General features: G+C 71.2%; 14 protein-coding genes. 8 read left to right on the top strand and 6 right to left on the bottom strand.

Annotated features, from left to right (window positions below):
• The first annotated feature begins 53 nt into the window (after window positions 1-53).
• The 4 genes from WMF19_RS42165 to WMF19_RS42150 all read left to right on the top strand — a co-directional run bounded on the left by WMF19_RS42165 (window position 54) and on the right by WMF19_RS42150 (window position 3,885).
• Entirely contained in the window at window positions 54-1,022 is a 969-nt protein-coding gene (locus WMF19_RS42165) for a LysR family transcriptional regulator (RefSeq protein WP_437895535.1), read from the top strand.
• A gap of 14 nt (window positions 1,023-1,036) precedes the next feature.
• Window positions 1,037-1,675 carry a class I SAM-dependent methyltransferase gene (locus tag WMF19_RS42160; protein ID WP_437793712.1) on the top strand — a complete coding sequence of 213 codons (639 nt, stop codon included), beginning with the start codon at window positions 1,037-1,039 and terminating at the stop codon, window positions 1,673-1,675.
• A 557-nt stretch (window positions 1,676-2,232) separates the two neighbouring features.
• Window positions 2,233-2,958: a DUF6748 domain-containing protein gene (locus WMF19_RS42155; RefSeq protein WP_437901731.1), complete on the top strand. Its 726-nt coding sequence runs from the start codon at window positions 2,233-2,235 to the stop codon at window positions 2,956-2,958.
• A 390-nt stretch (window positions 2,959-3,348) separates the two neighbouring features.
• The gene (locus WMF19_RS42150; RefSeq protein ID WP_437895534.1) at window positions 3,349-3,885 is read left to right on the top strand and encodes a hypothetical protein; all 537 of its coding nucleotides are present in this window, start codon (window positions 3,349-3,351) and stop codon (window positions 3,883-3,885) included.
• A gap of 52 nt (window positions 3,886-3,937) precedes the next feature.
• On the opposite strand, the gene WMF19_RS42145 is transcribed toward WMF19_RS42150, so the two are convergent.
• Window positions 3,938-6,892: a glycosyltransferase gene (locus WMF19_RS42145; RefSeq protein ID WP_437895533.1), complete on the bottom strand. Its 2,955-nt coding sequence runs from the start codon at window positions 6,890-6,892 to the stop codon at window positions 3,938-3,940.
• A 29-nt stretch (window positions 6,893-6,921) separates the two neighbouring features.
• Complete coding sequence (locus WMF19_RS42140) at window positions 6,922-8,385, bottom strand: formylglycine-generating enzyme family protein (RefSeq protein WP_437895532.1); 1,464 nt, start codon at window positions 8,383-8,385, stop codon at window positions 6,922-6,924.
• Window positions 8,386-9,552: 1,167 nt separating this feature from the next.
• Here WMF19_RS42140 and WMF19_RS42135 point away from each other — a divergent pair.
• Complete coding sequence (locus WMF19_RS42135; RefSeq protein WP_437895531.1) at window positions 9,553-10,803, top strand: hypothetical protein; 1,251 nt, start codon at window positions 9,553-9,555, stop codon at window positions 10,801-10,803.
• A 199-nt stretch (window positions 10,804-11,002) separates the two neighbouring features.
• Here WMF19_RS42135 and WMF19_RS42130 read toward each other — a convergent pair whose 3' ends face one another.
• Together WMF19_RS42130 and WMF19_RS42125 are read right to left on the bottom strand one after the other, a co-directional pair.
• Complete coding sequence (locus WMF19_RS42130; protein WP_437895530.1) at window positions 11,003-11,956, bottom strand: glycoside hydrolase family 75 protein; 954 nt, start codon at window positions 11,954-11,956, stop codon at window positions 11,003-11,005.
• The gene (locus WMF19_RS42125; RefSeq protein ID WP_437895529.1) at window positions 11,956-12,789 is read right to left on the bottom strand and encodes a tetratricopeptide repeat protein; all 834 of its coding nucleotides are present in this window, start codon (window positions 12,787-12,789) and stop codon (window positions 11,956-11,958) included. Before WMF19_RS42125 ends, WMF19_RS42130 begins: the two co-directional genes overlap by 1 nt.
• Before the next feature lie 400 nt (window positions 12,790-13,189).
• Here WMF19_RS42125 and WMF19_RS42120 point away from each other — a divergent pair, with 400 nt between their 5' ends.
• From WMF19_RS42120 to WMF19_RS42110, 3 genes are all read left to right on the top strand, one after another.
• A complete protein-coding gene (locus tag WMF19_RS42120) occupies window positions 13,190-14,527 on the top strand; it encodes an STAS domain-containing protein (RefSeq protein WP_437895528.1) in 1,338 nt (445 codons plus the stop codon).
• A gap of 296 nt (window positions 14,528-14,823) precedes the next feature.
• Window positions 14,824-16,338 (top strand): lamin tail domain-containing protein, encoded by a 1,515-nt coding sequence (locus WMF19_RS42115; protein ID WP_437901730.1) that lies wholly within the window; start codon window positions 14,824-14,826, stop codon window positions 16,336-16,338.
• A gap of 356 nt (window positions 16,339-16,694) precedes the next feature.
• Window positions 16,695-17,099 (top strand): hypothetical protein, encoded by a 405-nt coding sequence (locus WMF19_RS42110; RefSeq protein WP_437895527.1) that lies wholly within the window; start codon window positions 16,695-16,697, stop codon window positions 17,097-17,099.
• A 13-nt stretch (window positions 17,100-17,112) separates the two neighbouring features.
• On the opposite strand, the gene pssA is transcribed toward WMF19_RS42110, so the two are convergent.
• Window positions 17,113-18,039 carry a CDP-diacylglycerol--serine O-phosphatidyltransferase gene (gene pssA, locus WMF19_RS42105; protein ID WP_437895526.1) on the bottom strand — a complete coding sequence of 309 codons (927 nt, stop codon included), beginning with the start codon at window positions 18,037-18,039 and terminating at the stop codon, window positions 17,113-17,115.
• A gap of 270 nt (window positions 18,040-18,309) precedes the next feature.
• Window positions 18,310-24,336, bottom strand: a complete 6,027-nt coding sequence (locus WMF19_RS42100; RefSeq protein WP_437895525.1) for an AAA family ATPase — start codon at window positions 24,334-24,336, stop codon at window positions 18,310-18,312.
• Window positions 24,337-24,397: the final 61 nt, after the last annotated feature.

The raw sequence follows: 24,397 nt of genomic DNA, 5'->3' as shown, positions 1-24,397 counted from the left end.
CCCTCGGTCGCGGCGGCTCGCATCTGCATCTGTCGCGCGCGCCCGCGACGGGTATGCTGGCCGGCGTCGTGGACTGGGATGACGTGCGCCATTTCCTCGCGCTCGCTCGAACGGGCTCCGTCCGCGCGGCGGGCTCGATGCTCGGCGTGAGCCACTCGACCGTGGCGCGGCGGGTCGAGGCCCTCGAGGCGCGGCTCGGCGTGAAGCTGTTCGACAGGCACCGCGACGGGTACCAGCTGACGGACGCGGGCAACGAGATGGTCTCGGGGGCGGAGCGCGTCGAGCGGGAGATGGCCGCGCTGGAGCGCGGCATCGCCGGGCAAGACGCGCGGCTCGAGGGGCCCGTGCGGGTGACCTGCACCGACCCGTTCATCGCGAAGATCCTCCTCCGCGCCCTGGCCGGCCTCTGCGAGCAGCATCCCGGCATCGAGCTCGAGCTGGATGCCGACGCCAAGAACCTGGATCTGTCGAAGCGCGAGGCCGACGTCGCGGTGCGCGCGCTCTCGCCCGGCGCGTCCCCGCCGGAGCACCTGATCGGGCGGCGGCTCGCCCCCATCACCCTCTGCAGCTACGTCGCGACCGCGCACGCTGCCCGGCTCGACCCCGAGCGCGGCGCGCGCCCCGCGCGCTGGCTCGGATCCAGCGTGCACAGGATCGTCAAGGAGCTCGTCGCGTCGTCGAGCTATCCCGAGGTTCCGATCTGGGGCACGTTCGAGTCGATGGCGATCATGATGGAGGCCGCGCACGCGGGCCTCGGCTTCGCGATGTTACCCACGTACGCCGGCGATCCGGAGCCCGGGCTGCAGCGCCTCGCGAGGCCGGACCTGCGCCACGTCGCCGATTTCTGGCTCCTCAGCCACCGCGACCTCCGGGACAACGCGCGCCTGCGGGCCGCGCGCGAGGGCATCACCGCGGCGATGACGGAGCGCGCGGCGCTGTTTCGCGGCGAGGCCGAGGGGTGGCGCGAAACTGCGCCCCTGCGTCACGAAACTGCACCGGGCGCAGCCGCGCCGCGTGCGTAGACTCATCGACCACCATGACCACCATGACCGCCGACGCCAAGTTCTGGGACGACCTCGCCGAGAAGTACGCCGCCAAGCCGGTGGCGAACGTCGCGGCCTTCGAGCGCAAGAAGGCCATCACCCGCGAGCGCCTGCGCCCGGCCTCGACGGTCCTCGAGATCGGCTGCGGCACCGGCTCGCTCGCCCTGGAGATGTCGCAGTTCGCGGGCCACATCCACGCGATGGACGTCTCTGGCGAGATGATCCGCATCGCCAACCAGAAGAAGCAGTCCCAAGGCGCGACCAACGTCACCTTCCGCCAGGGCACGCTGGACGGACCTACCCCGTACGAGCCCGAGCACTTCGACAGCGCCTGGGCTTACTCCATCCTCCACCTCGTCCCCGATCGGAGGCGCACCCTCAAGACGATCTTCGACCTCCTCAAGCCCGGCGGCTCGTTCATCTCGTCCAATGTCTGCCTCGGCAGCACCTGGCTACCTTACGGCGCGATCATCACGGTGATGCGCTGGTTCGGGAAGGCGCCGTTCGTCTACACCTACGATCGCGAGACGATCCTCCGCGAGATGCGCGAGGCAGGGTTCGTCGAGATCGAGGAGAGGGACGTTGGTGCTGGGAAGATGGTTGCGTTCCTCGTGGCGAAGAAGCCGGGGTAGGACGCAGCTCGCTGCGACCGACCCTCATGCGGCCAGCCAACCCTGGTCCCGATTCGAGATCGGATGCTCCCCGCGGCGCTCGGCCACGGAGGACGGGGATGCGCGAGCAACGATAGCGGCAAAATCCGAGTCAGAACCGCGGCAAGAATCGGCGCGATCCCGTGCCAGCATAGTTGGTCAAGCTCTCCGTAAAGCACCGATGAGCTTGGGGGACAGTCCCCTACAATCCACGTCACTTCATGTCGATTTCGCGACGCCTCGTTGCTCGTCGAATTCTTGCTCCGACCCGCTTTTCACTCGGCAGGTCTGCTAGCACACTACATTCATTCGCTGGAGCCGATCGTCTCCGGGCGAAGCACGGCGAGCAGGTGGCAGGGCGGCGGGGGCGTACCATGCTCGCGACAGCTCGCCCCCTCGACGCGTGGAAGCCCATGAAGGCGTCCCGAGCCTGCGGACCGGCCCGGGCGCTCGCATCCACGTTGACCCGTGTCCGCTCCTGGAGAACACCGATGTTCAACCTCACCCATCATCGCCTCTCGCTGCTGACCTTGCTCGGCGTGCTGGCCGCGCCAGCGCTCGCCTGCGAAGCCCCGCGCGAGGGCGGCCTCGCGGGGGACCTCGCCCAGGCCGAGCTCGACGTCGAGGACGATGTCGGCGCGCTGGCCGCTGCCGATGTCGCCGTGGCGGACTATTTCATCGCGACCCATCCTGACTACCGAAAATGCGTCGCGCCGATCTGCGGCGGCCATTTCGTCGCTCGCGTCAACACCAGCGTGACCCGCTGCGCCGATGGGACTTGGCAAGAAGAATGCCACATGTTCGAGCTGGATCTGTCCGGGCTCGGCCTCGACCGCTCGACCGAGGCCAAAGCCAGAGAGGCGTTCGGCGCCGGGCAGGCGCTGGTCCGCGGCGGCCTGAAGCAGGTCGCGCTCGGCGACCTGCGGTCGCGGCCGGCTGACGTCCTCGTCGCCAGCGAGATCTGGCTCGGGGCGACGGGCAATACGCCGAAGGGCCACTTTTCTCGGGTCGACAGCACCGGGATCGTGTGCGTGACGTATCCCTGTCCCTCCTTCTCCGAGCATGGCCTGAACACCGACCTGAGCGGTCCGCTCGACGGCGTCGATCTGTCCGCGTCCGGGGCCACGGCGAAGCAGGTCGAAGGCGGCATGAAGGCGCTCTCCACGGCCGGTCTGCTCGTCGCCGGCCAACATGCGATCATCACCGGTCCGGCAGGCTCGATGAACCGCCTCGACGCGGCGGAGTTCTACCTGCGCCTGAAGTGACGCCGGCTGTGCGGCGCGATGCTGCGCGGAGATGCGATGGCGGAATGATGCCGGCCCTCTCGTGTCTGCCCGTGCCCGCCCGGATCCAGGGCCGACGCGCCCGCGCCCGATAGCACTGTTTCACCTCTCGAACGCCGCCGTTCCAGCTCGCTGTCTGGTGTCGCCCACCGTGTCGACGCATACTCTGGACATGATCCTGGCGCGGTTGCCGGGCGGGGCGGCTCGGATGCGCCTGCCTCCGGACCTCCGGCTGCGGCGGGCTCATCTTGTGGCTCGCCGGTGCAGAGGGCATGACGGAGGATGGAACCTGGCCTCGCGCTTGGCCTGGAAGTTAACCCAGCATAACAACACATTGGCAAACGAATGAAACACACTTATCACGTGACGGCCATGCGCGCCCTGCTCTGCAGCCTCGTCGCCGGAGGCATCTCGCTGAGCGCACCCGCTCAAGCTCAGACGGTGTTCGGAGTCTACGAAGGAGAAGCTTGCCCCGCAGGATACACGCCGCTCGCCCCAGTCGACGCCTTCTGGACGTTTCTCGCCCGCTGCGATGAGCTCCCCTATTCAGGGGTCTTTCGTCTCGCAGACGGGGCTTCGATAGACGGCCCGTGGAACAACTGCCAGCAGCACGCCAACGATACCCGCGAGCTGGAATACACGCTCTGCAAGCCCAACTACCAGCTCTTTGACATTGACGGGACCACCTTTGCGGTGGTGAGAGGCGGAGAGCAGTGCCTGGAAGGCTTCGAGCACGTGGACTTCGCTACCGCCTCCGCCTACTCGGATGAGATATGCACTCACGTCGGGTACTGGGGGATCGCGAGGATCGGCGGAGGGGGATCGATCGACGGTGTAGGCTACGGTTGCGGCATCCGCGCGACCGACTCTCGCCAGCTCGGTGATGCCATCTGCGTAGAAATCGAGTGAAACTCCCGAACCAGAGGCAGCTCGCGCGATCCCTGCCGACCTGGCGAGCACCTCACCTCGCCCGCGCGTCCCGCCCGCCCAGGCACACGCCCACGTAGTCGGCGACCATCCTCTCCAGCGAGAACCGCTCCCGCGCGCGCTCCCACCCCGCCGCCCCCATGCGCGCCCGCCGCGCCGGATCGGCGCCGAGCTCCACGAGCGCCGCGGCGAGCGCCTCCGCGTCGCCCGGGGGCACCAGCCGGCCCGTCACGCCGTCGTCCACCTGCTCGGACATGCCGCCGACCGCGGTGGCCACCACCGGCAGCCCCTCGGCCATCGCCTCCAACGACGCGTTCGGGCACCCGGCGGGCTCGGCGATCAGCGCGAACACGTCGAGCTCTCGCAGGAACGCGCGCGTGTCGGCGAGCTCGCCGACCCACTCGACCGGCAGCCCCGCCGCCATCCGCCGCAGCTCCTCGGCGTGCGCCTCGGCGCCGCGCTCCACGCCGCCCGCGATGCGCAGCACGTGCGGCGGCAAGCGCGGCGCCGCGAGGCGCAGCGCGGCGAGGAGCTCGTCGAGCTTCTTGTGCGGGTGGATCCGCGCCGCCGTCCCGATCGCGAGCAGCGCGCGCCCGCCGCCGGACGCGTGCGAATCGGGCGGGGTCGAGCGCGGCGCCGCAACGGGGCGCGGGCCGAGCGCGACGCCGTTCGGCACGACGTGCGCCGGCGCCCCGAGCACCTCGGCGGCGAGCGCCGCCTCGGCCCCGTACTTGACGATCACCCCGGCGAGGCGAGCGCCGTAGTCGCGCGGCGCGCGGTAGGGCAGCCCGCGGCGCGGCGACGCGAAATACCGGCGCAGCGAGGCGAAGTACATCTCGCCCGGGCTGATGTCGAAGAGCGGGACGTCGAGCAGCCCGTCGGCCAGGAGCACCTTGTGCTCGGCGATCACGTTCCACATCAGCACGGCCTCAGGCGGGTCCTCCTCGATCGCGCGCAGCAGCCGCTCCACCGCCTCGGCCGGCTCGATGTCGGCCGGCGGAGGCACCGCCAGCACCGGGATGCCTGCGGCCTCGAGCGCGCGCCGCCCCGGCGTCGGGTACTCCGGCTGCTCCTCGATCACGGCCGCCCGGCCACGCACGCCGGCCGCCACGACGCCGAGCAGCAGCCGGCGCGCGCTCGACTGGGCCCCGCCCATCGAGAAGTTGTTCGTGACGAGGAGCAGCCCGTCGCCCCGGCGCAGGCCGCGGTTCCGCGCGATCGCCCGCGGGTAGAGCCGCGCGTAGCCCTCGGCCATCCGCGCGAGGCTGAAGTGCCGCGCCACGACCTCCCGGCCGCTCGGCGGCCCCACGCCGGCGCGCGCCTCCGCCGCGACCTCCCGGCCGCCTGTCGACGGGTCGCGCGCATCGCCCGCGGCGCCGGCGCGCGCCGCGGCCACGATCGCCCCGGCGATCCGCTCGGGCGCGGCGTCGATCGGCAGGTGGACCATCGCCGGCGTCTCGGCCGCGATCTCCGCGGTGCCGCCGGCGCCGGTCGCGACGACCGGGAGGCCCGCCGCGAGCGCCTCCAGGTGCGCGAGGCTCAGCCCCTCGTGGGCGCTCGGCGACACGAGGACGTCGGCCGCCGCGAGCAGGCCGGCGACGTCGCCGACCGCCCCCGCGAAGCGCACCTCGGCGCGCAGGCCGAGCCGGTCGACCTCGCGCCGGATCTCCGCCTCCGCGGCCAGCGCCTGCTCGCTGCCGGGCGAGGCGCTCCCGGCGATGACGAGCCGAGCCGCCCGCGGATCGCCGGCCGCCGCCAACGCGGCCCGCGTGGCCGCGAGGATTCCAGGCAGCAGGTGCAGCCGCTTCTGCGGCCGCGGGTTCGCCACGGCGAGCAGCACGAGGTCGTCCGGCGCGATCTCGAGACGCCGCCGCCACGCCACGGCCTCCGCCGACCCGGACCGGCGCGCCGCCTCCGCAGGCGAGAGGTCGATGCCGTTCCAGACCGTGCGCGCCGGGATCGGCAGCGCGCGCTCCGCGAGCTCCGCCTCGACCGCGCGCGCACACGCGACGAGCAGCGCCGCGTCGTCCGGAGCGAGGCGCTCCAGGCCCGCCGGCCAGCCCGCAGCCACGTTGTGCACCGTGACGAGCGGCCGGAACCCGCGCGCGGACAGCCGCGCGAGATCCTCGGCGTCGAGCAGGTGCGCGTGCGCGAGATCCGCGCCCCACGCGGCGAGCCCGCGGGCGAGCGCGTCGAAGCGCGCCTCCCGATCGCCGCGCGCATCGGACAGATCCAGCGCCCCCGGCGGCGCGGCGAACGTGGCGCGGGTCGGCCGGTACACAGCGCAGACGAGCGAGCGCACGCCGCGCCGCGGCAGCTCCCTGGCGAGGTCGATCGCGATCCGCTCGGCGCCCCCCTGCTGCAAGCTGGTCACCACCTGCGCGACCCGCGGCGCCGCGTCGTCGCACACGTCGAGCGGCGCGTGCCGCACCACGCGCGCCCGCCGCGCCCCGAGCTCGCCCTGGAGCGCGGCGTCGAGCGGCTCGCCCGCGCGGAGCCGCGCCGCGACGCCCGCGGCGAGCGCCCCGTCGAGGTACACGCTCGCCGCGCGGGGCAGCCCCGGAGCGCGGCGGGCGCGCGCGGCGCGGCTCAGCTCGCCGCCCGTGGCGCGCAGTAGCTCGGCCCACGCCGTGGCGTCGGCGTCGGCCCACGCCGTGGCGTCGGAGCGCGCAGGGACGATCGCCGGCAGATCGATCGGCGCAAGGACGGCGCCGAGCGCGCAGAGCGGTAGCCCGGTGTCGCTCGGCGGCGGGAACGGCTCCGGCTCGAGCGCGGCGGAGGGCGCAGGCCAGGCGCCCCCGCGCACGAGCCACACCGGCCCCGCCGCGAGCTCCTCCGCCGCGGCCGCGAGCGGCGCCGCCGTGAGGTCGACCGGCGCGAGCCCGGCGAGCCGGAGCGCGCGCAGCGTGCGGCCGGCGCGGGCGCGGTGCGCGGGCGCCTCGGCGAAGACGGCGCAGAGCGGGCGGCGCATGCGGGACATGCGGGACATGCGAAACATGCGCGATCGAGCGGCGCGGCTCAGTAGGCCGACGGATAGCCGCGGAACGGCGCGGCGGCGGCCACGTCGGGCGCGCTCGAGATGCGGTCCCTCGAGCGTCGACCCGCGGCGCCCACGGCCGCGCGCGGCGCGGCGGACGGCGCCGCGGCCCACCCGGCCGCGCGCGGCGCTGCCCACGCGGCCGCGCCGATCTGCTCCACCTCCACCGCGGACGGGACGCCGCCCGTGTAGACGAACTGCCCGCGCGGGCCCGGCTCGATCGGGACCGACGCGCGCCGCATCGCGCCCTTCACGAGGCACCGGTAGTGGAGCACCGACCCGTGCAGGTGCGGGGGCGCGTGCAGCCAGAGGCCGTCGCCCTGCGGCCGGAACGTCACGCCTGGCGGCCCCCCGGCCATGGGCCTGCGGCCGACCGCGCGGTGCACGAGGAGGCCGATGAGGCCGACGACGGCGCTGGCCAGGACGACGCCGCCGCCGACGAACCCCACCATCGCCGCGGTCGACCAGGAGCTCGAGCGAGGCGCCTGCGCGGTCGCCGCCGGCGGCGGGGTCGGCCCGGGCGCGACGGCAGGCGCGCTCGCCGAGAGCGCGGCGACCACGCGGAAGCCGTTGTCCGCGTTGCGGCTGCCGGGGTCGTTGCGGTACCGCGCCGCGGCGCGCAGGTGCTTCGCGTCCTTGAGCCACGACCCGCCGCGCAGCACGCGCCGGGGCTTGTCGCCGGCCGGGGGCGCCGTCTGCTCGGGGTCGACCGCCGCGCCGGGCGCATAGGGGCCGTACCAGTCGCGACACCACTCGTAGACATTGCCGCTCATGTCGTGCAGGCCGAAGGCGTTCGGCTGCTTCTGCCCGACAGGCCTCGTCCCGCTCCCCGCGTTGGCCTTGAACCACCCGATGGCGGCCGCGGCGCTTTCGTTGTCCCCCGCATAGAACCGCGTCTGGGTCCCCGCGCGGCCGGCGTACTCCCATTGCGCCTCGGTCGGCAGGTCGAAGGCGCGGCCGGTCTTCTGCGTCAGCCAGCGGGTGAACTCGCCCGCGTCCTTGAAGGTCACCAGCGTCACAGGGTGCACGTCGGTCTGCGGGAAGCCGGGAGTCCTCCAGGTGAACTCCTTGCGCTGCGAGAGGCCCTTGCCGTCGAACCCGAACCCGCCCGAGGCGCCGACCTCGGCCTCCGTGCGGTAGCCGGTCTCCGCGGCGAAGCGCGCGAACTGCCCGACCGTGACCGGAAACTTCCCCAGGTAAAAGTCGCGGCCGAGGGTCACGTCCCGGACCGCCTCGTCGTCGCCGCGCCCGGCCTCCGCGGGCGGCGAGCCCTGGCGGAAGCGCCCCGCCTTCACCAGCACGAGCTCGAGCTGCACCCCCCCGAGGTCGATCGCGACGGCCGGGGCCGGGTCCGCGGCCCGCGCCGAGGCCGGAGCGAGGAAGGCGACGGCCGCCCCGAGGACGATCGCAGGAGGGAGGCGGCAGGCGGTGGCGCGAGGCTGCACGGGCCCACGCTACCAGAGAGCGCGGCCGAGGTGCGCGCGCAGCGACGCGAGCGGCGTGAGCGCGCGAGCGACCGAGCGACGGTGCACGCCCGGATCGCCCTCGCCCCGCCGGAAGAGCGGGCGCGCCGGCGCGCCCCTACCTCGCTGCCTTGCGCCGCGCTCGCGACATCACACTTATCAAAACGTCTTTACAGTTCTTCACTCAACACATGATCTGACCTGCACCAGCGCGAAAACAGCGACAAAACAGCCCGTCAATGCCGCTCCGGGTGCCCCGTCGGGGCCTGGATCGAGGCTCGACAGGCGCTCGTCCGCATGGCATTCAACGATGCTCGACGCCGGACGCAACCGCGGTCGAGCGCAACCTGGCGACAACTCACGGCGAAGCGAAAGGATGTACGCACTGTCGACCGAGGCGTTCGATGTGCCATGGCATATGAACGGACGCGGGGCGCGTGGCTCGTCCTCCGGCGCTGAGGATGTCGACTCCTTGCTGCGTGATGGCCTCCTCATGACCGATCGTCCAGCGTGGGCGCTCACGACGAACGCCCCGCAGCTCGCCTTGAACAGCGAGCTGCGAGCAGCGGAACGAGCACAGCCTGTCCTTGCTCTCGCGGCAGACTCACATGTGCGTGGCGGGGGGACTCCCCCGTCCTGCGTGGATGAGGGAACCGCCAAGTCGCCACAGGAGCCCCGCGCCGCTGCGGGTGGCAGCGAGGACGGTGGGGAGGTTTTCGCGTCGCTGAGCGTACGTGTCGACGTGGCCAGCGGTACGATCGTCCACCCCCGCGCTGTCGCGTTTGATCTGCAGCGGGGCGCCGACAAGGACATTGCTTTTGGCGGCGGCAATCACTATTGCATCGGGGCGACGCTGGCTCGCCTCGATGTGCGGCTCGCCATCGACACATCGCTCGGCCGCTCCCCGAGATGGGGCTCGCGGGACCGGCCGAGCTGGCGCGGCCGCCCTCGATCCTGGAGATGACTTCATGATGCGTCCGACTCCGCCCTCGGCGGGGTGAGGTCGGCCGCGGACATGCCGGCGCGGACCAGCCGGCGTCGATCGATTTGCCTGGGTGCGCGCCCCCCCGCGAGCCCCCGGGAGCCATGTGCGCGCGACACGACGGGCGCGCGCGAGATGCGATATCAACATACGGCAGGGATCAACGCATGCGAACAACGACCTCACTCATCGCTCTCCTCGGTGCAACTGCGCTCTTCGGCTGTTCTTCCTCGAGCCCCACCCCTCAACCCTCCGAGGACGAGATCCTGGCGCCGCCGGCCGAGGGCACCGGCGTGCAGTATCGGATGGTCTCCACGCTCCAGCCGGCGCAGGAGATCGAGCGCTGCCAGCTGTTCGTCGCGCCGGCGGAGGGGCTCAACGTCAACCGGGAGGTGGTGCGGTTCTCCGGCGGGAGCCACCACGTGCTCCTGTACACGACGCCCTACACGTCGATCCCGACCGAGACGCGCCGCGGCGTCGCCCTGGACGCGACCCAGGTCCACGACTGCAACGACGGCCCCCAGGCCGACTGGGAGGTCAACGGCGTGGTCGCCGGCTCCCAGTCGCCCGACGGCAACTCCTTCCTGGGCGATCTCCCGGAGGGCGTGGCGCTCAAGGTTCCGCCGGGCACGGTGCTCCTCATGAACACCCATTACCTGAACTCGTCGTCCAACCCCATCGAGACCGACGCGCGCATCAACCTCTACACGATCGCGGACGATGAGGTGGAGGTCGAGGCGGGCATGCTCTTCCATTACAACCCCTTCATCAGCGTGCCGGCGCACGGAAGCTCCACGGCGCGGATGCGTTGTGTCACCGAGAACGATATCTCCGTCGTGAGGATCCAGTCGCACATGCACCGGCGCGGCGTCGGCTATGTCGCGAACAAGGTCGCTCTCGACGGCACGATGACGGAGCTCTATGCCCACGACAGGTGGGAGGGGGTCCCGTCGAAGGAGTTCTCGCCCTTCCTCGAGGTCAAGGCGGGAGAGTCCCTGGACTACCACTGCGACTTCAACAACGTCGAGGATCGCAACATCGCGCAGGGCCTGACCACCCGCGACGAGATGTGCATGCTGATCGGGCCGTACTTCCCGCGCTCCCCGGCCTACGAGAACTGCCGGACGGAGGAGGGCCTGGAGGCCGCGACGTGGTTCGGCGACGGGCAGACCACGTGCGCCCAGGCGTTCGAGTGCCTCGGCAGCGCCCAGGATGACGCCGCGGCCTACGGCTGCGTGGTGAACAGCTGCGAGAGCGTCGGCCCCCAGCTCTCGGCGGCGCTCGCCTGCCAGATGACGGGAGGGAACGGCGCCTGCATCGAGGCGTGCGACGGCCAGGACGCCGAGGCCTGCAATACCTGCATCGGCACGGCGTGCGGCGCGGAGATGGAGGCCTGTCAGGCCGCGACGTGCGACTGACGTCGCGATGACGGTCGCCGCGGGGCGGCCCTGCGCCACCCCGCGGCGATCCTCCCACGCCCGGAGGCGATCCTCCCACGCCCGGGGGCGATCCTCCCGCTCCCGGAGGCGATCCTCCCACGCCCGAGGGCGATCCTCCCACGCCCGAAGGCGATCCTCCCACGCCCGAAGGCGATCCTCCCGCTCCCGTACCGCCAGCTCAGGGAGCCGCGAGGAGCTGGGCCGCGAGCTGGATCCCCAGCTCCTCGGCCTTCGCGTGGTCCTCGACGGGATCGACGACCGCCCGCGGCCCCGCGAAGGCGATGTAGGTGACGCCGCTCGCCACCCCGGCGCCCGGCCGCTCGATGCCCACGGCCTGCGCCATCGCGTACGAGCCCATCCCGATCGTATCGCACTCCCCGGTATCGCCGAGGATGCCATAAGCGACCGTGTCGCCGCGGATGACCGCCACCACAGCGCCCAGCTCGACGCCGGCGTCTCTGTGGTTCCACGCCACCGCGGCGCATTCGTCGGGCCAGCTGTTGGGGGCGACGACGAACGGGAGGTGGACCGAGTCGAGCGCATTTCCCTGCGAGTCGGCCAGCGCCGTGTGAGCCGTCGACGAGGGACACTCGGTGGACTCGTGGGACAGACCGTCGCAGTCGATCCCCATCCCGGCTTGCCAGAAGTACGCCCCGTTCAGCTGGCAGACAGGGATGCCGGGCTCCGCGCTGCCGTCGAACGCGTTCCTGAAGCTTCCCGACGAGGCCGGGCGGCACGACGCCGTGAGCGCGAGCAGCTCCGCCGCCGTCGGAGGGCCCGGCGGCTGACCCCCGCCGGCGCCGCCCTCGCCGGCGCCGCCGCCGCTGCCCCCGTCGCCTCCCCCGCCTGTGACGCCCTCACCGGCACCCCCCTCGCCGGCGCCAGCGCCTCCCTGGCTTGCGCCGCTCCCGCCTGTGCTGCCGCCGCCTGCGCCGCTCCCGCCCGCGCCGCCCTGGCCGACGCCGCCCTGGCCGACGCCGCCCCCGCCTGTGCCTCCCACGCCCTGGCCGACGCCGAACTCGAGATCGCCGATCCCGGAGATGCTCGTGCACGCGCTGCCGCCGGAGAGCACCAGGGCCGCGAGCGCTCCGACACGCCAGCCCCTCCTCGCGCGCGGCGCCAGCGTTCGCATCAGAACTTCCCCTGCAGCTCGATCCGCCCGAGGCCCACCCCGGCGCTCCAGACCACGCCGCGCGGCGCTCGCGGCGGCGCGCCCGCTGCCGCAGGCGCGCCCGCGGCATCGGGCCCGCTGCCGCCGCCGGGCCGGACCACGACCAGCACGACGCCCGTCGCTGCCGCCGCCGCGCCCACGATGAAGCTCACGGTGGACACATGGCCCAGCGTGGCCGCTGCATCCGCGTCGGCCTGCAGCTCGGCCGGGCAGCGCCGGCCCTCGCAGCGCGACCTGATGTCCGAGACCTGCGACAGCGACATGAGGCCGGTCACGGCGCCGACGCCGATGCCCACCGCCCCGAGCCCGAACGCGACGCCGGCGGGGACCAGCGAGCCGCCGGCCTCCGCTCCTGCCGGCGCCGCGGGCTCGGCGCGGGGCGGCGCCTTCACCGCGGCCGCCTCCAGCGCGGCGCGCACGCCCGCGAGCTCGGTCTCGGCGTCCTTCCGCGCCTCGAGGAACGCGGTCGGCGGATCCTCCGGGAGCGGCTCGCCGAGGACCTGCTCGTACAGGTCGCGCGCGGCCTCCAGGCGGTCGAGCTTGCGCTGGCACCGCGCCATGTAGAGCACCAGCGTCGGCGCATGAAAGAGGCGATCCGCCTCCTGGAAGACGTCGAACGCCTCCTGCCAGCGGTCCGCGCCGTACAGCTTGAGCCCCTCGTGCGCCTTGGTCCGGGCGGCCTGCTGCGCCTCGGCCGAGGCGCCGGCCGGCGGTGGCGCCCCGAGCGCCGGCACGGCAGCCAGCAACGCCACAACGAACGCACACCGGCGAAGACAGTTCGAGAGCATCATCATCCTTGTCCGTCAGAAGCCGTCAGAGACTGGAGCAGAAGCCGGAGAGGGCGCCGCGGCCGTCGCCTGCTTCACGGCCCGCGCTCCCGCGCACGCCGCCTCGCCGCCGCGGGGGTCGACACCTTAAGGGGAAGAGCGCGCCACCGTCCAGCGACGACTCCGATGACCGGCGCCGTGATCTCCCAGGATCCCCGGCGCGCCCGCCGCCCGCCCGGCGACGTCACCGCGACGCCGCGGCGCTGGCCGGGGACCGCGGGCGCCGCGCCGATCAATGGCAAACGAGCGAAACGAGCGGACCGGCGACGACGCCGCGTCGAAACGGATTTGATACATGGCGCATGTTACGGCTTCATGCATGACTTGCCCCCTCAAACGCTCGGATGAAGTAGCGGCGCGAGCTCGATTGAGGCTCGACAATGTCCTGACGGACGAGCGGTCGCTCGTGGACCTGCTCCGGGTGGTCACCGTCGACGTCCACGAGGCAGCGAGCGTCGAAGAGGCGCTGCATCGCACCATCACGCACATCTGCAATCACCTCGGCTGGCCGGTTGGGCATGCGTACATGCCGGCCGCGGACGATCCGTCTCTGCTCCTTCCCACGGCGCTCTGGCACCTGAACGATGAAGCAAAGTTCGCGACGTTCAAGGCTGTCACCGAGGCGACACAGTTCACCGCGGGGCTTGGTCTTCCCGGGAGGGTGCTCGCCTCGAAGCAGCCGGCGTGGGTGCGCAACGTCACGACGGACGCCAATTTCCCGCGCGCCAGGCTCGCGAGGAACCTGGGCGTGAAGGCGGGGTTCGCGTTCCCCGTGGTGGTCGGCGGGGACGTCGTGGCCGTGCTGGAGTTCTTCTCCGACGCCGAGCACGCGGACGACGGGAAGTTCACGGCGACCATCGGCCGCATCGCGCGGCAGCTCGGCCGCATCTTCGAGCGCAAGCACGCGCAGGAGATGCTGAGCAGGGAGCGGGACTTCATGGCGGCCGTGATGGACCTCGTCGACGGCCTCATCGTGGCGCTCGACGCGCAGGGTCGCATCGTCCGCACGAACAGCGCCGCCGAGCAGGCGCTGGGGAGCGCGCGGGGGCTCCGGGAGGCGCGGTTCCTCTGGGACCTCACGCCGGATCCGCGCGCGTCGGCGCAGCTCAAAGGCCTCTTCGAGCAGCTCGGCTCGGGCGGATCGACGAAGCAGGTGGAGGTGCCGTGGACGGCTGCAGACGGGGCCCGCCGGGTGACGGCGTGGTCGGGCGCCGTCCTGCGCGGCAGGGACGAGCGGGTCCGGTTCGTCATCATGACCGGCATCGACATGACGGAGCGCAAGCGCGCCGAGGAGGAGCGCGCGCGGCTGCAGGAGGAGGTGATCAAGGCCCAGGACGCCGCGCTGGCGAAGCTGTCCATGCCGCTCATCCCCATCCGCGACGACGTGGTGGTCGTGCCGCTCATCGGCCCGCTCGAGGCCGGGCGGGTGCGCCGCATGATCGAGGCGCTGTCGCGCGGCATCGCGGATCGCCGCACGCGGATCGCCATCATCGACCTGACCGGCGTGGACGAGATCGATCCGCCGGCGATGGAGGCGCTGCTCGAGGCGGTGCGGGTCGCGGGCCTCCTCGGCACGCAGGTGGTCCTCACGGGGATCCGCCCCCAGGTCGCCCACCGCCTCGCCGAGCGCGGCGCGAACATGGGCCGCTGCGCGGTGAAGAGCTCCCTCCAGAGCGGGATCGCGTTCGCGATGGCGAGCCGCTGAGCCGACCAGCGCGCCCGACGTCGGGTGTCGTCCGTCCGCAACCGGAATGGCATCCTCACTGCATGGAACAGGGACGAACGCGACACCGCCACGCCATCGTTCCGTGCTGTAATGCGACGTTCCTGACAAACCCCTCGTTTTGCTCACATTTTTAGAGAAGAATTCAACAGGGAGGCGGGGAGACGGGGAGAACGGAGTGATTTCACTCCCCGTCTCCCCGCCTCCCTGTGAATTTTCCCGAAGAATTCGAGGGGATGCTTCAGGAGACGATCCCCAGAAAGGTCGGGTGCAGCGATATGCGATCGACGTCTTCTTTCTTGAAGCGATGCTCATGGATTCGACTGCCTCTGCTCGCCGCGGCGCTCGCCATGCCCGCGTGCGCGGCCGATCTGCCGCTCGACGAGGATGAGGGCGCGGAGGCGGAGCTCCTCGGCGAGCACAGCGATGCGCTGTCGACGCGCGTCCGGCTCATGGCCGCCAACATCACGAGCGGCAACAACCAGAGCTACGATCCCGGGCACGGCAAGCGCATCCTGCAGGGAATCAAGCCCGACATCGCCCTGCTGCAAGAGTTCAACTACGGAGGCAATACCGCGTCCGAGATCCGCGGCTTCGTGGACGCGACGTTCGGCGCCGGGTTCAGCTACTACCGCGAGAGCGGGGCGCAGATCCCGAACGGGATCGTGAGCCGGTGGCCGATCGTGGCGTCCGGAGAGTGGGACGACACGTCGGTGAGCAACCGGGACTTCGCGTGGGCGCGCATCGATATCCCCGGCCCCGGCCACGTGTTCGCGATCAGCGTCCACCTCCTGACCTCCAGCGCGTCGGCGCGCAACACGGAGGCGCAGGACCTCGTCTCGTTCATCGAGGCGAACGTGGCCCAGGGCGATTACCTGGTGATCGGCGGCGACTTCAACACGGGGAGCCGGACCGAGGCGTGCGTCTCGAGCCTCTCGGACGTCGTCGTCACGGCCGGGCCCTATCCCGCCGACAGGAACGGGAACGCGAACACCAACGCCGGCAGGACGAAGCCCTACGACTGGGTGCTCGTCGACGGGGACCTGGAGGCGTACGAGACGGCCGTCGTCATCGGCGGGAGCAGCTTCGCGAACGGCCTGGTGGCGGACACGCGCGTCTACTCGCCGCTGTCCGAGATCAGCCCCGCGCTCTCGTCGGACAGCGGCGCCTCGAACATGCAGCACATGGGCGTCGTGCGCGACTTCCTGGTCCCCGACGGCGGCGGCGGGGCCGGCGGCAGCGGCGGGGCCGGCGGCAGCGGCGGAGCCGGCGGCAGCGGCGGAGCCGGCGGCAGCGGCGGAGCCGGCGGCAGCGGCGGGGGCACGGGCACCGCCGCCGTGATCATCAACGAGGTCCTCGCGAACGAGCCGGGCAGCAACACGGCGGGCGAGTTCGTGGAGATCGTCAATGTCGGCACGGCGGCGGCCGCCCTCGCCGGCTGGACGCTGTCGGACGGCACGTCGACGCGGCACACCTTCCCGACCGGCGCGTCGCTCGGGCCCTCGACGGCCATCGTCGTGTACGGCGGCGCGTCCGCCGTGCCGAGCGGCAGCGGGGCCGTCGCGGCGTCCACGGGGTCCTTGAACCTCGGCAACAGCGGGGACACGGTCACGCTGCGAAACGCCTCGGGCACGACCGTGGACACGGTCACCTACGCGAGCGGGCTCGCGGCGCAGGACGGCGTCTCGATGAACCGCAGCCCCGACGCCTCCCCGGGAGCGCCGTTCGTCCTGCACAGCACCCTTGGCGCGAGCGCCTCTCCGGGCCTTCGCGCGAACGGCTCGGCGTTCTGAGGCGCCGCTCGCACGAGCGTGGATTGCCCCGCCGGCCCCGGGTCGCCGTGACCCGAGGCCGCCCCGGACCACGGTTGCAGAGGAGTCGATCGGGCTGGTCCCGCAGAGCGGCCAGCCGGCTCCTTCGCTCCGGATCTCCACGACAGCCCATCGAGGTCGAGCGCCGGAGCGCCGCGTGCGCAGCCAGCACGAGCCTGCTCGCGGCCGCGCGAAGCGTATACCCGGAGGCAGGTACACAGGGTTGACGGTCAGCGCCAGGGCTCTAGAGGGTGAACCGCGTCAAGGTCGGAGGGACCTGACGTACAGCCGATCGTTCGAGACAAGCATCGTTCTCTCAATGGCAGGAGGGGTGATCCATGAGCAGGCTACGCCGCGGTCTCGCTACCCTGGCCGTCGTGTCGCTCACGTCGGCGGCCGCCTATGCGCAGATGATGATCTATGCGTACTCCGGGCCCGTTACCAGGGCCGGAGGGGTCACCGGGACCACCCATCGAACGTTCACCTATGTGTCGATGGGCAGATGGGAGGCACGAACGAAAAATATCTGGAGTGATGGGCTACAGGACCCCGAGCAGGTGGATTACTATCTCGAGTACGACAGAGGGCCCGGGAAGGTCTGCTTGAGCCACGAGAACCAGGACCCGATCTGTCTCCTGGACGACGGGATCTACACGTATCGCGCGTGGCCGGGGTCCCCGAGCGCCGAGGTGAAGTGGTGGAAGCAGCAGGGGAACGGGTACTGGCAGTCAGGGAGGCCGTGATCGGCGCGCCGCGCTACGGCCGCTCCTCGCCTCCCCGGGCGCGCGCCGCGAGCACGGCCGGAGCGCCGCGCCGTAGCGCCGGAAGCCGCCAGAGCGACTCGACGACGCCGAGCACGACATAGGCGCCGAGCCCCCGGGCGAGGACGAGCGCTGGCCCCCAGCGGACGGAGAGGAGCGCGATCGATCCGAGCGCGAGCGCGATGGCCAGCAGCGTGCGGGGGCCGGGCCGGAGATCCTTGAACGAGCGGAACCGGAGCGTCGACACCATCAGCATCGAGACGAGCAGCGTCGTCGCGAGGACGGGTAGCTCGACGCCGGCGCCGCCGAGCTGCCCGTCCGCGCCGCGGTGGGTCATGACGATCGCGATCAGCATCCCCGCCGCGCCCGTGACGGGGAGGCCCACGATGTACCTCGCGGGCGAAGGTGGCCTGCCCGCCCCGCCCGTGGAGAGGACATTGAAGCGGGCGAGCCGGATCGCCCCGCACGCGGCGAACATGGCCCCGCCGAGCACGCCGGCCAGACCCAGGCGGTGGAGCGCCCACTGGTACACGAGCAGCGCCGGGGCCACGCCGAAGGAGACGAGATCGGCCAGCGAGTCGAGCTGGACGCCGAACGCGCTCTCGGTCCGGGTCATCCGCGCGACGCGGCCATCGAGCGTGTCGGCGAGCATCGCGAAGAGGATGAGGAGCGCGGCGCGCTGGAAGTCGTCGTCGGACCGCGCGGAGGCCGAGAGCCGTATCGCGTCGAAGCCGCAGAAGACCGAGGACAGCGTGATCAGGTTGGGGAGGAGATACAGGGTCCGCCTCGGCGCCGGCCGCGGCCGCTCCAGCGCCACCTCGCCGCGCGGGCGCTCGGGACGCGCCCTCGTCCCCTGCCCCGGGCCCGCGGGACACCACGGCCCGACGCCGGTGTCCCACGCTGCTCGATGATGTTCTGACATGGTGACGATCCCGCGGGACATCGGCGCAGCGCGGCAGAAGGCCGCGGCCCGACGAGCACGGCCGGCCGGCCTCGTAATCCATGAGGCCGCACGCGTTCAAGCCGCAGGCCAGGCGGCGGCGCGGATCGCCGCTGGGACCGGACGATGCATACGCTCGTGGGGAGGAGGGCCCGCATCGAGACAGGCTTTGACCGATTCTGGTTGACAGGCGCTCGATCGCGCCGAGTGCCGCGCGCGGCGGTTCTCACCAGGGCAGCCGCGGGCCTCCGATCATAGTTTGCCGAGCTCCCAGCGGTTTCCTGGGACAGGGGCCAAGCCGTCGTCGTCAGCCCTGTAGCATGACGTTTCGTCCTGGTTGCCCACCGCCGGGGAACGCAAGGGGAGCTGCACGACGAACGTCGCTCCAGCGTTCGGTTTGCTCTCCACCCGGACGGTCCCGCCATGCGACGTCACGATCCAGCGCACCAGATACAGGCCGAGGCCGAGGCCGCCGAAATTCCGCACCGACACCGCGCGCTCGAAGCGATTGAAGATCCTGGCCTGATCCTCCTCGGCTATCCCGATCCCCTGATCTCGGACGGTGATCAACGCCGAGTCCCCCTGCCTGCGCACGCCCACGTGAATGGGCTGATGCATGCCGTACTTCATCGCGTTCGACAGGAGGTTGAGCAGGACCTGCTCCAGGCGGGACCTGTCCCAGACCCCAGCCACCGGCTCGTCCATGTCGAGCTCTGCCCGGCAGCCGGCCGCCGCGAGCTGCGGCGCCACCCGCTCGACGATGTCGCGGGTCAGGCGGGTGAGCTCGATTGGCTCGCACGCCAGCGTCAGTCGTCCGGCGTTCAGCCTCGAGACATCGAGCAGCTCGTTCACCAGATTCCCGAGCCGCGCGCTCTGCCGATGGAGGACGCGGAGCATGGTCTCGATCCGCCCTGGGTTGAGGTGCGCAGACGGGTCGTGGCGCAAGAGCCGCTCGATCCTCTGAATCTGCATTTGCAACGACGTGAGCGGGGTCTTGAGCTCATGAGAGGCGATCGTGAGGAATTCGTCCCGCCGCCCGATCGCCTCGCGGGCCAACGCGTACAGCCGGGCGTTGTCGAGCGCGAGGCCGGCACGTCGCCCCAGCTCCTCGGCCAGCGCAAGGTCGGCGGGCCCATAACGACGCTGCGGCGCCGTTGCGAGCAGGAACATGACCCCGAGGCATCGATCGCGCGCGCTGAGCGGAACGCGAAGGTAGGCGTGGACGCCGAGCTGCTGCATCAGGGGCAGGGCGCGGGCGTCCCCGATCTCGGCCTCGGTCGACGTCGCCGCCGCGGGGGGCGTCAGCGCCTGGATCTCTTCGAGGCGCACCCCTGAGGCGGCGGTGCCGAAGATCGCGTCGTCCTCGGAGAGGACGCTGACGAGGCACTGGTCGGAGAGCTCGGGCACCGCGAGATCGGCCACGCTGGCCAGCGTGGCGTCGTAGCCCAGCGCCATCAGCTTGCGGCTCGCCTCGGCCAGAAAGCGCTGGGCCCGCTCGGCCTGCTTGCGCTCGGTGATGTCGGTGGAGATGCCGCAGAGCGCGCGCGGCGCGGCGCCCCCGCCGAGAGGAAATTTGACCGACAGGAAGGTGCGCGGCCCATCGGAGAGCGGCAGCTCCTCCTCCCATTCCATGGGCGTTCCCGCCTCGAGCACCTTCCGGTCGTGGTCGCGAAGGGCCTCCGCGATCGGACCGGGGACGATCTCCGCGTCGGTCTTCCCGAGGAGCCGCTCGCTCGGCACGCGAAACAGGTCGCACACGCGCTGATTGGCGAGCAGGAAGCGGCCCTCGCGGTCCTTGAGGTAGATGGCCGCCGCCGAGTTGTCGACGATGCCCTGGAGGATCTCTTGATTGGCCTTGAGCTCCTGCTCCGCCCTCCGCCGCTCGGAGTTCTCCTCCTCGAGATCGGAATAGAGCATGGCATTCTCCAGCGAGATCGCCGTCTGCGAGGCGAGCAGCTCGAGCACGTTGAGCCGCCCGGGGGTGAACGCCCCGGCGACCAGGCTGTTCTCCAGGTAGAGGACGCCGAGCAGCCGGGTCTGGCGCGCGATGGGGAGGCATAGCAACGACCTCGGCCGCCTGCGCGTGAAGTACTCGTCCTCCAGGAACGGGTGAGGGGCGGTGGCGTCGTCGAGCAGCACGCGCTCGCGGCTCCGGCGAACATAGTTGAGGATCGATCGCGGGAGCGCCGCCGTCGACGCCTCGCCCAGATCGAGCGATCGCACCGCCCCCCCGCTCGCCTCGATGGCGGCCGCTGTCGACAGGCGCTCGCCGCGGACGAGGAGCACATGCCCATCGTCGGCGCCTGCGTGCTCGACCACGACGCGCAGCAATGTCTCGAGCAGGCGCGGCAGCTTCAGCTCCCCGGAGATGCTCTGGGATGCCTTGACCACCGAAAGGACGTCGAACTGCTCGGCCCGCAGCGCGAAGGTGACGGTGGGGGCGATGGGCTTGCGCTCCACGAGGTGGGGGTAGCGCTGGTCGAGCTGCTCCACCTTGGCATGAGCGCCCCAGCGGAAGTAGCCGGCGCGGGCCATCTGCAGGTAGGCATCGGCGGCGATGGGAAGGCCGCGCGCGCGGGAGAACCCCGCAGCGAGCTCGCACGCGATGGCCTCGTGCTGGACGAAGCCGTGCTCCCGCGCCGACGAGATGGCTTGCTCGTAGAGCCGGCTCGCCTCGGATTCGTGTCCCAGGAGCCGGGCGATCTCGGCGCGCACCAGGGCGTGCTTGTGGAGGAAGTTCTCGGGGCAGTTGTCCGCCCACACGCCGAGCTGCCTCTCGCCCGCGAGGAGGCCCTCGGGGAGCTCCCGCTGCGACGACGGCGGCTCTTCGCAGGCGGCGGCGAGCGCGAGCGTCCGATAGAAGACGAACTCGACGATCAACGGTCCCATCTCGAACCGCCAGGCTTGCTCGGCGCTGGCGATGATCGTCGCCGCGACCGCCTCCTTGGGGTGGCCGAGCACGAACAACGCCTGTGCTTTCAATATATAGTAGAAGCAGTGAGCCCCCTCCAGATCCTTCGGATCCAGCCGCGCCTCGAAGGCCGCCTGATCCAGGACCGATCCATCCAGCATCGAGAGGCGGACTGGCCGCCCTCGCAGCGTCTGGATCAGGCAATGAATACCGAGGAGAATGTCATGAGAGAACGCATGACGGGCTCTGCGCACGAAGCCAAGTCGATCTTCGACCTCATGAAGGACGTCCTCGAGAGGCTCGCCGCAGGAGAGCGGGAACAGCGGGGAGAACTGGCAGTTGCTGCATGCCAGATGCAGATCGCCGGACTCGATCGCGGCGTTGAAGCCGATACGCGCATAAGAGGGAGCCTCCCGGTAGTGCCGCCGCCAGAAGCTCAGGTGATGACCGAATATGGTAAACACGTAGGACTTCGTGAGGAGGCTGCTCCCGTCCGCCAGGCCGCAGGCGAGCTCGCCGAAGCGGAACGCCTCCTTGTATCTCCAGTACCTCCGGCCGATCTCGACCGCGAAGGTGCTGTACGCGTGGGCGGAGCTCTCGGCGTTGCCGTGGCGCAGGCTGAGCTCGATCTTGCGCACGACGATGAGATACATCAGGTTCGGGTCCACGAAATAAGAGGCGAGGGCCACACCTCGCAGGACCCCCATCGCGACCTTGATCTCCGGGTGCGTCATCGGGGGCAGGCGGATCAAATCCTCGATCGCCCGGTCCCCCAGCGCCTGCCACACGCGCTCGGTCTCTTCTTCGGCTTGGGCGTCGGTGGGATGGATCGGTAAATCGATGCCGAAGGCGCGGAGGCACCGGAGCCCGAGCTCCAGCGCGCCGGCGCTTTGCCTGCGGGTCACATGAAAACCGACCGCGAGCTCGACGACCGCGGCCCTCTCGAGCTCGGTCCGGGCTCGAGACATGAGCTCTTCGAAGAGCGGCTCGGCGTCTTCGAAGCTGCCTGTGACGTACGCGGCGTAGGCGCGCTCGAAGGTCAGGTTGTAGGTCAGCTCGTACTGCGTCTCCCAGCGGTCCGGCGCGAGCAACGCCATGCCCGCGGCGAAGTGGGCGGCCGCGCCGTGGAACGCCGCCGCGGCCTTGGCCTTCCTGCCGGCCCGGAGGTTCAACGCGGCGAGCTCTTCCCTCTCCGCCCGGGAACGGACGAGCGCCGCGCCGCGGTTGAGGTGACCTACGACGTCGAAGATCATGTCGTCACGGTCTTCCGCGCGCTGTCGCTTCAAGAGCAGCCAGCCGATCCCCAGGTGCACCTCGGCGAGCCGTCCCGCCGGGATCAGCGCGTAGGCGGCTTGCTGCACCCGATCGTGGAGGAACCTGTAGGTCCCGCCCTGACCCACGATCAACCCCTCCTGCACGGCCGCCTCGAGCGCGTCGCGGAGCTCTGCCGCCGACCGCTTCGCGACCACCGCGAGGGTGTCGAGATCCAGGCGGCTGCCCAGACACGCGGCGAGCTTGAGCGCCTCCAGCGCCAGGACCGGGAGCCGCCTTAGCTTTTCCATCATCAGCTCGACGACGTTATCGGTGAAGCCCTTGTCGCGGATCGCGGCGATGTCCCACCGCCACGCGCCCGCCTCCGCGTCGAGGGTGATGAGCCCCTCCTGATGCAGCGCGATCAAGAACTGGAGCACGAAGAACGGGTTGCCACCGGTCTTGTCGTAGACCAGCCGCGCGAGGGGCTCGGCCTGCGCCGCGCTGGCGTGGACCGCCTCGGCCACGAGCGCTCCGACGTCAGCCCCCGAGAGCGGCGCGAGGACGACGTCGGAGACGACGGCGCCGCGCTTCTTCGCCTCGGCCAGCATGCGCGGAAGCGGGTGCGCAGGGGCGACCTCGTTGTCGCGATAGGCGCCGAGCAGGAGCAGGTGCGCGGTCTCGGTGCACGTCACGAGCTGCTCGACGAGCTTCAAGCTGGCCGCGTCGGCCCATTGAAGATCGTCGAGGAAGAGCACCACGGGGTGCTCTTTCTGGGCCGTCGCCGCGACGAAGCGCTGGATTGTCGCGAGCAGCCGGCTCTGGGCTTCGGTCGCCGGAAGCTCGGGCATGGGCTCTTGCGGGCCCACGAGCTGCTCGATCTCGGGCAGCACGTCGGCAAGCAGCCGACCGTTCGGGCCAAGGGCCTCCCGGAGACGCTGCCGGAAGCGGTCGACCCGCTCCTCGCTGGCGGAGAGGATCTCCTGCAAGAGACCCCGAAACGCCAGGAGGAAAGGAAGGTAGGGGATGTTCCTGTTGTATTGGTCGCATTTGCCGGAGAGGAAACACCCCCGCTCCCGCACCACCGGGCTGTGCAGCTCGGCGACGAGCGACGTTTTGCCGATGCCCGAGTACCCCGACACGAGCACGAGCTCCGTCCGGCCCTGCGCCACCACCCGCTCGAAGGCGGCGCGCAGCGCCTCGACCTCGCGCTCGCGTCCATAGAGCCGCTGCGGGACCTGGAAGCGGTCGGAGAGGTCACGCTGCCCGAGCGCAAAAGCTTTGATGGTGCCGGTGGCCCGCCACGCTGCGAAGCACGCCTCCATGTCGTGCCGCAGGCCGAGCGCGCTCTGGTAACGCTCCTCGGCGGCCTTGGCCAGCAGCTTGAGCACGACGGCGGACAGCGGCGCGGGAACGGAGGGCAGGATCACGTGGGGCGGGGTCGGCGTTCGGGCGATGTGGCAATGCACCCATTCCAGGGGATCGCGCGCCTCGAAGGGCAGGCGGCCCGTCAGCATCTGGTAGAACGTGACCCCGAGGGAGTACAGGTCGGTCCGCTCGTCAATCCAGCGGTTCATCCGGCCCGTCTGCTCCGGGGCCATATAGGCCAGCGTCCCCTCGATGAGGCCGGCGCGGGTGAGATCCTGGGACTCGCGAGGCGCTCGGGAGGCGATCCCGAAATCGGTGATCTTAACCTGGTCGGTATCCGGGTTGTAGAGCAGGTTTTGAGGCTTGATGTCCTTGTGGATGAGGTGATGCCGATGCAGCTCGGCGAGCGCCGCGGCAATGCGGAGGGCGAGGGGGAAGAAGCGCTCGAGCGGCATCGGCTCGCCGGGGGGAGGATCAAGCGGGCGGCCCCCGAAGTCCTCCAGGATCAGCGCAGACTGGCCGTGGAGCGCGTCGATCGCGTAAGGCTTGACGACGGCGGGAGCCTCGATCGCGCTGGCGATTTCGTACTCGTGGAGCAGCCGCCCGAGAGCGCGGGGGTCGGCGTGGTCGCGTCGCAAGACCTTGAGCACTACCGGCCGGTCGTCTTCTTTACGACGCGCTCGAAAGACGAGGGTATCTGCCCCTTCGTGGAGAAGCTCGAGCTTGACATACTGTGAATCCCTGGCCATGTGCGAGCCTTGGAAGACGATCGGGCTAGGTCAGCGCGATGCGCGCCAAATTTATAGAGTT

The sequence above is a fragment of the Sorangium sp. So ce124 genome, assembly GCF_051525235.1.
In the GTDB taxonomy this organism is placed as follows: Bacteria; Myxococcota_A; Polyangia; order Polyangiales; family Polyangiaceae; genus Sorangium; species Sorangium atrum.
Note: the sequence above shows the minus strand (reverse complement) of the source record. Positions and strands in the feature narration are given on the sequence as shown.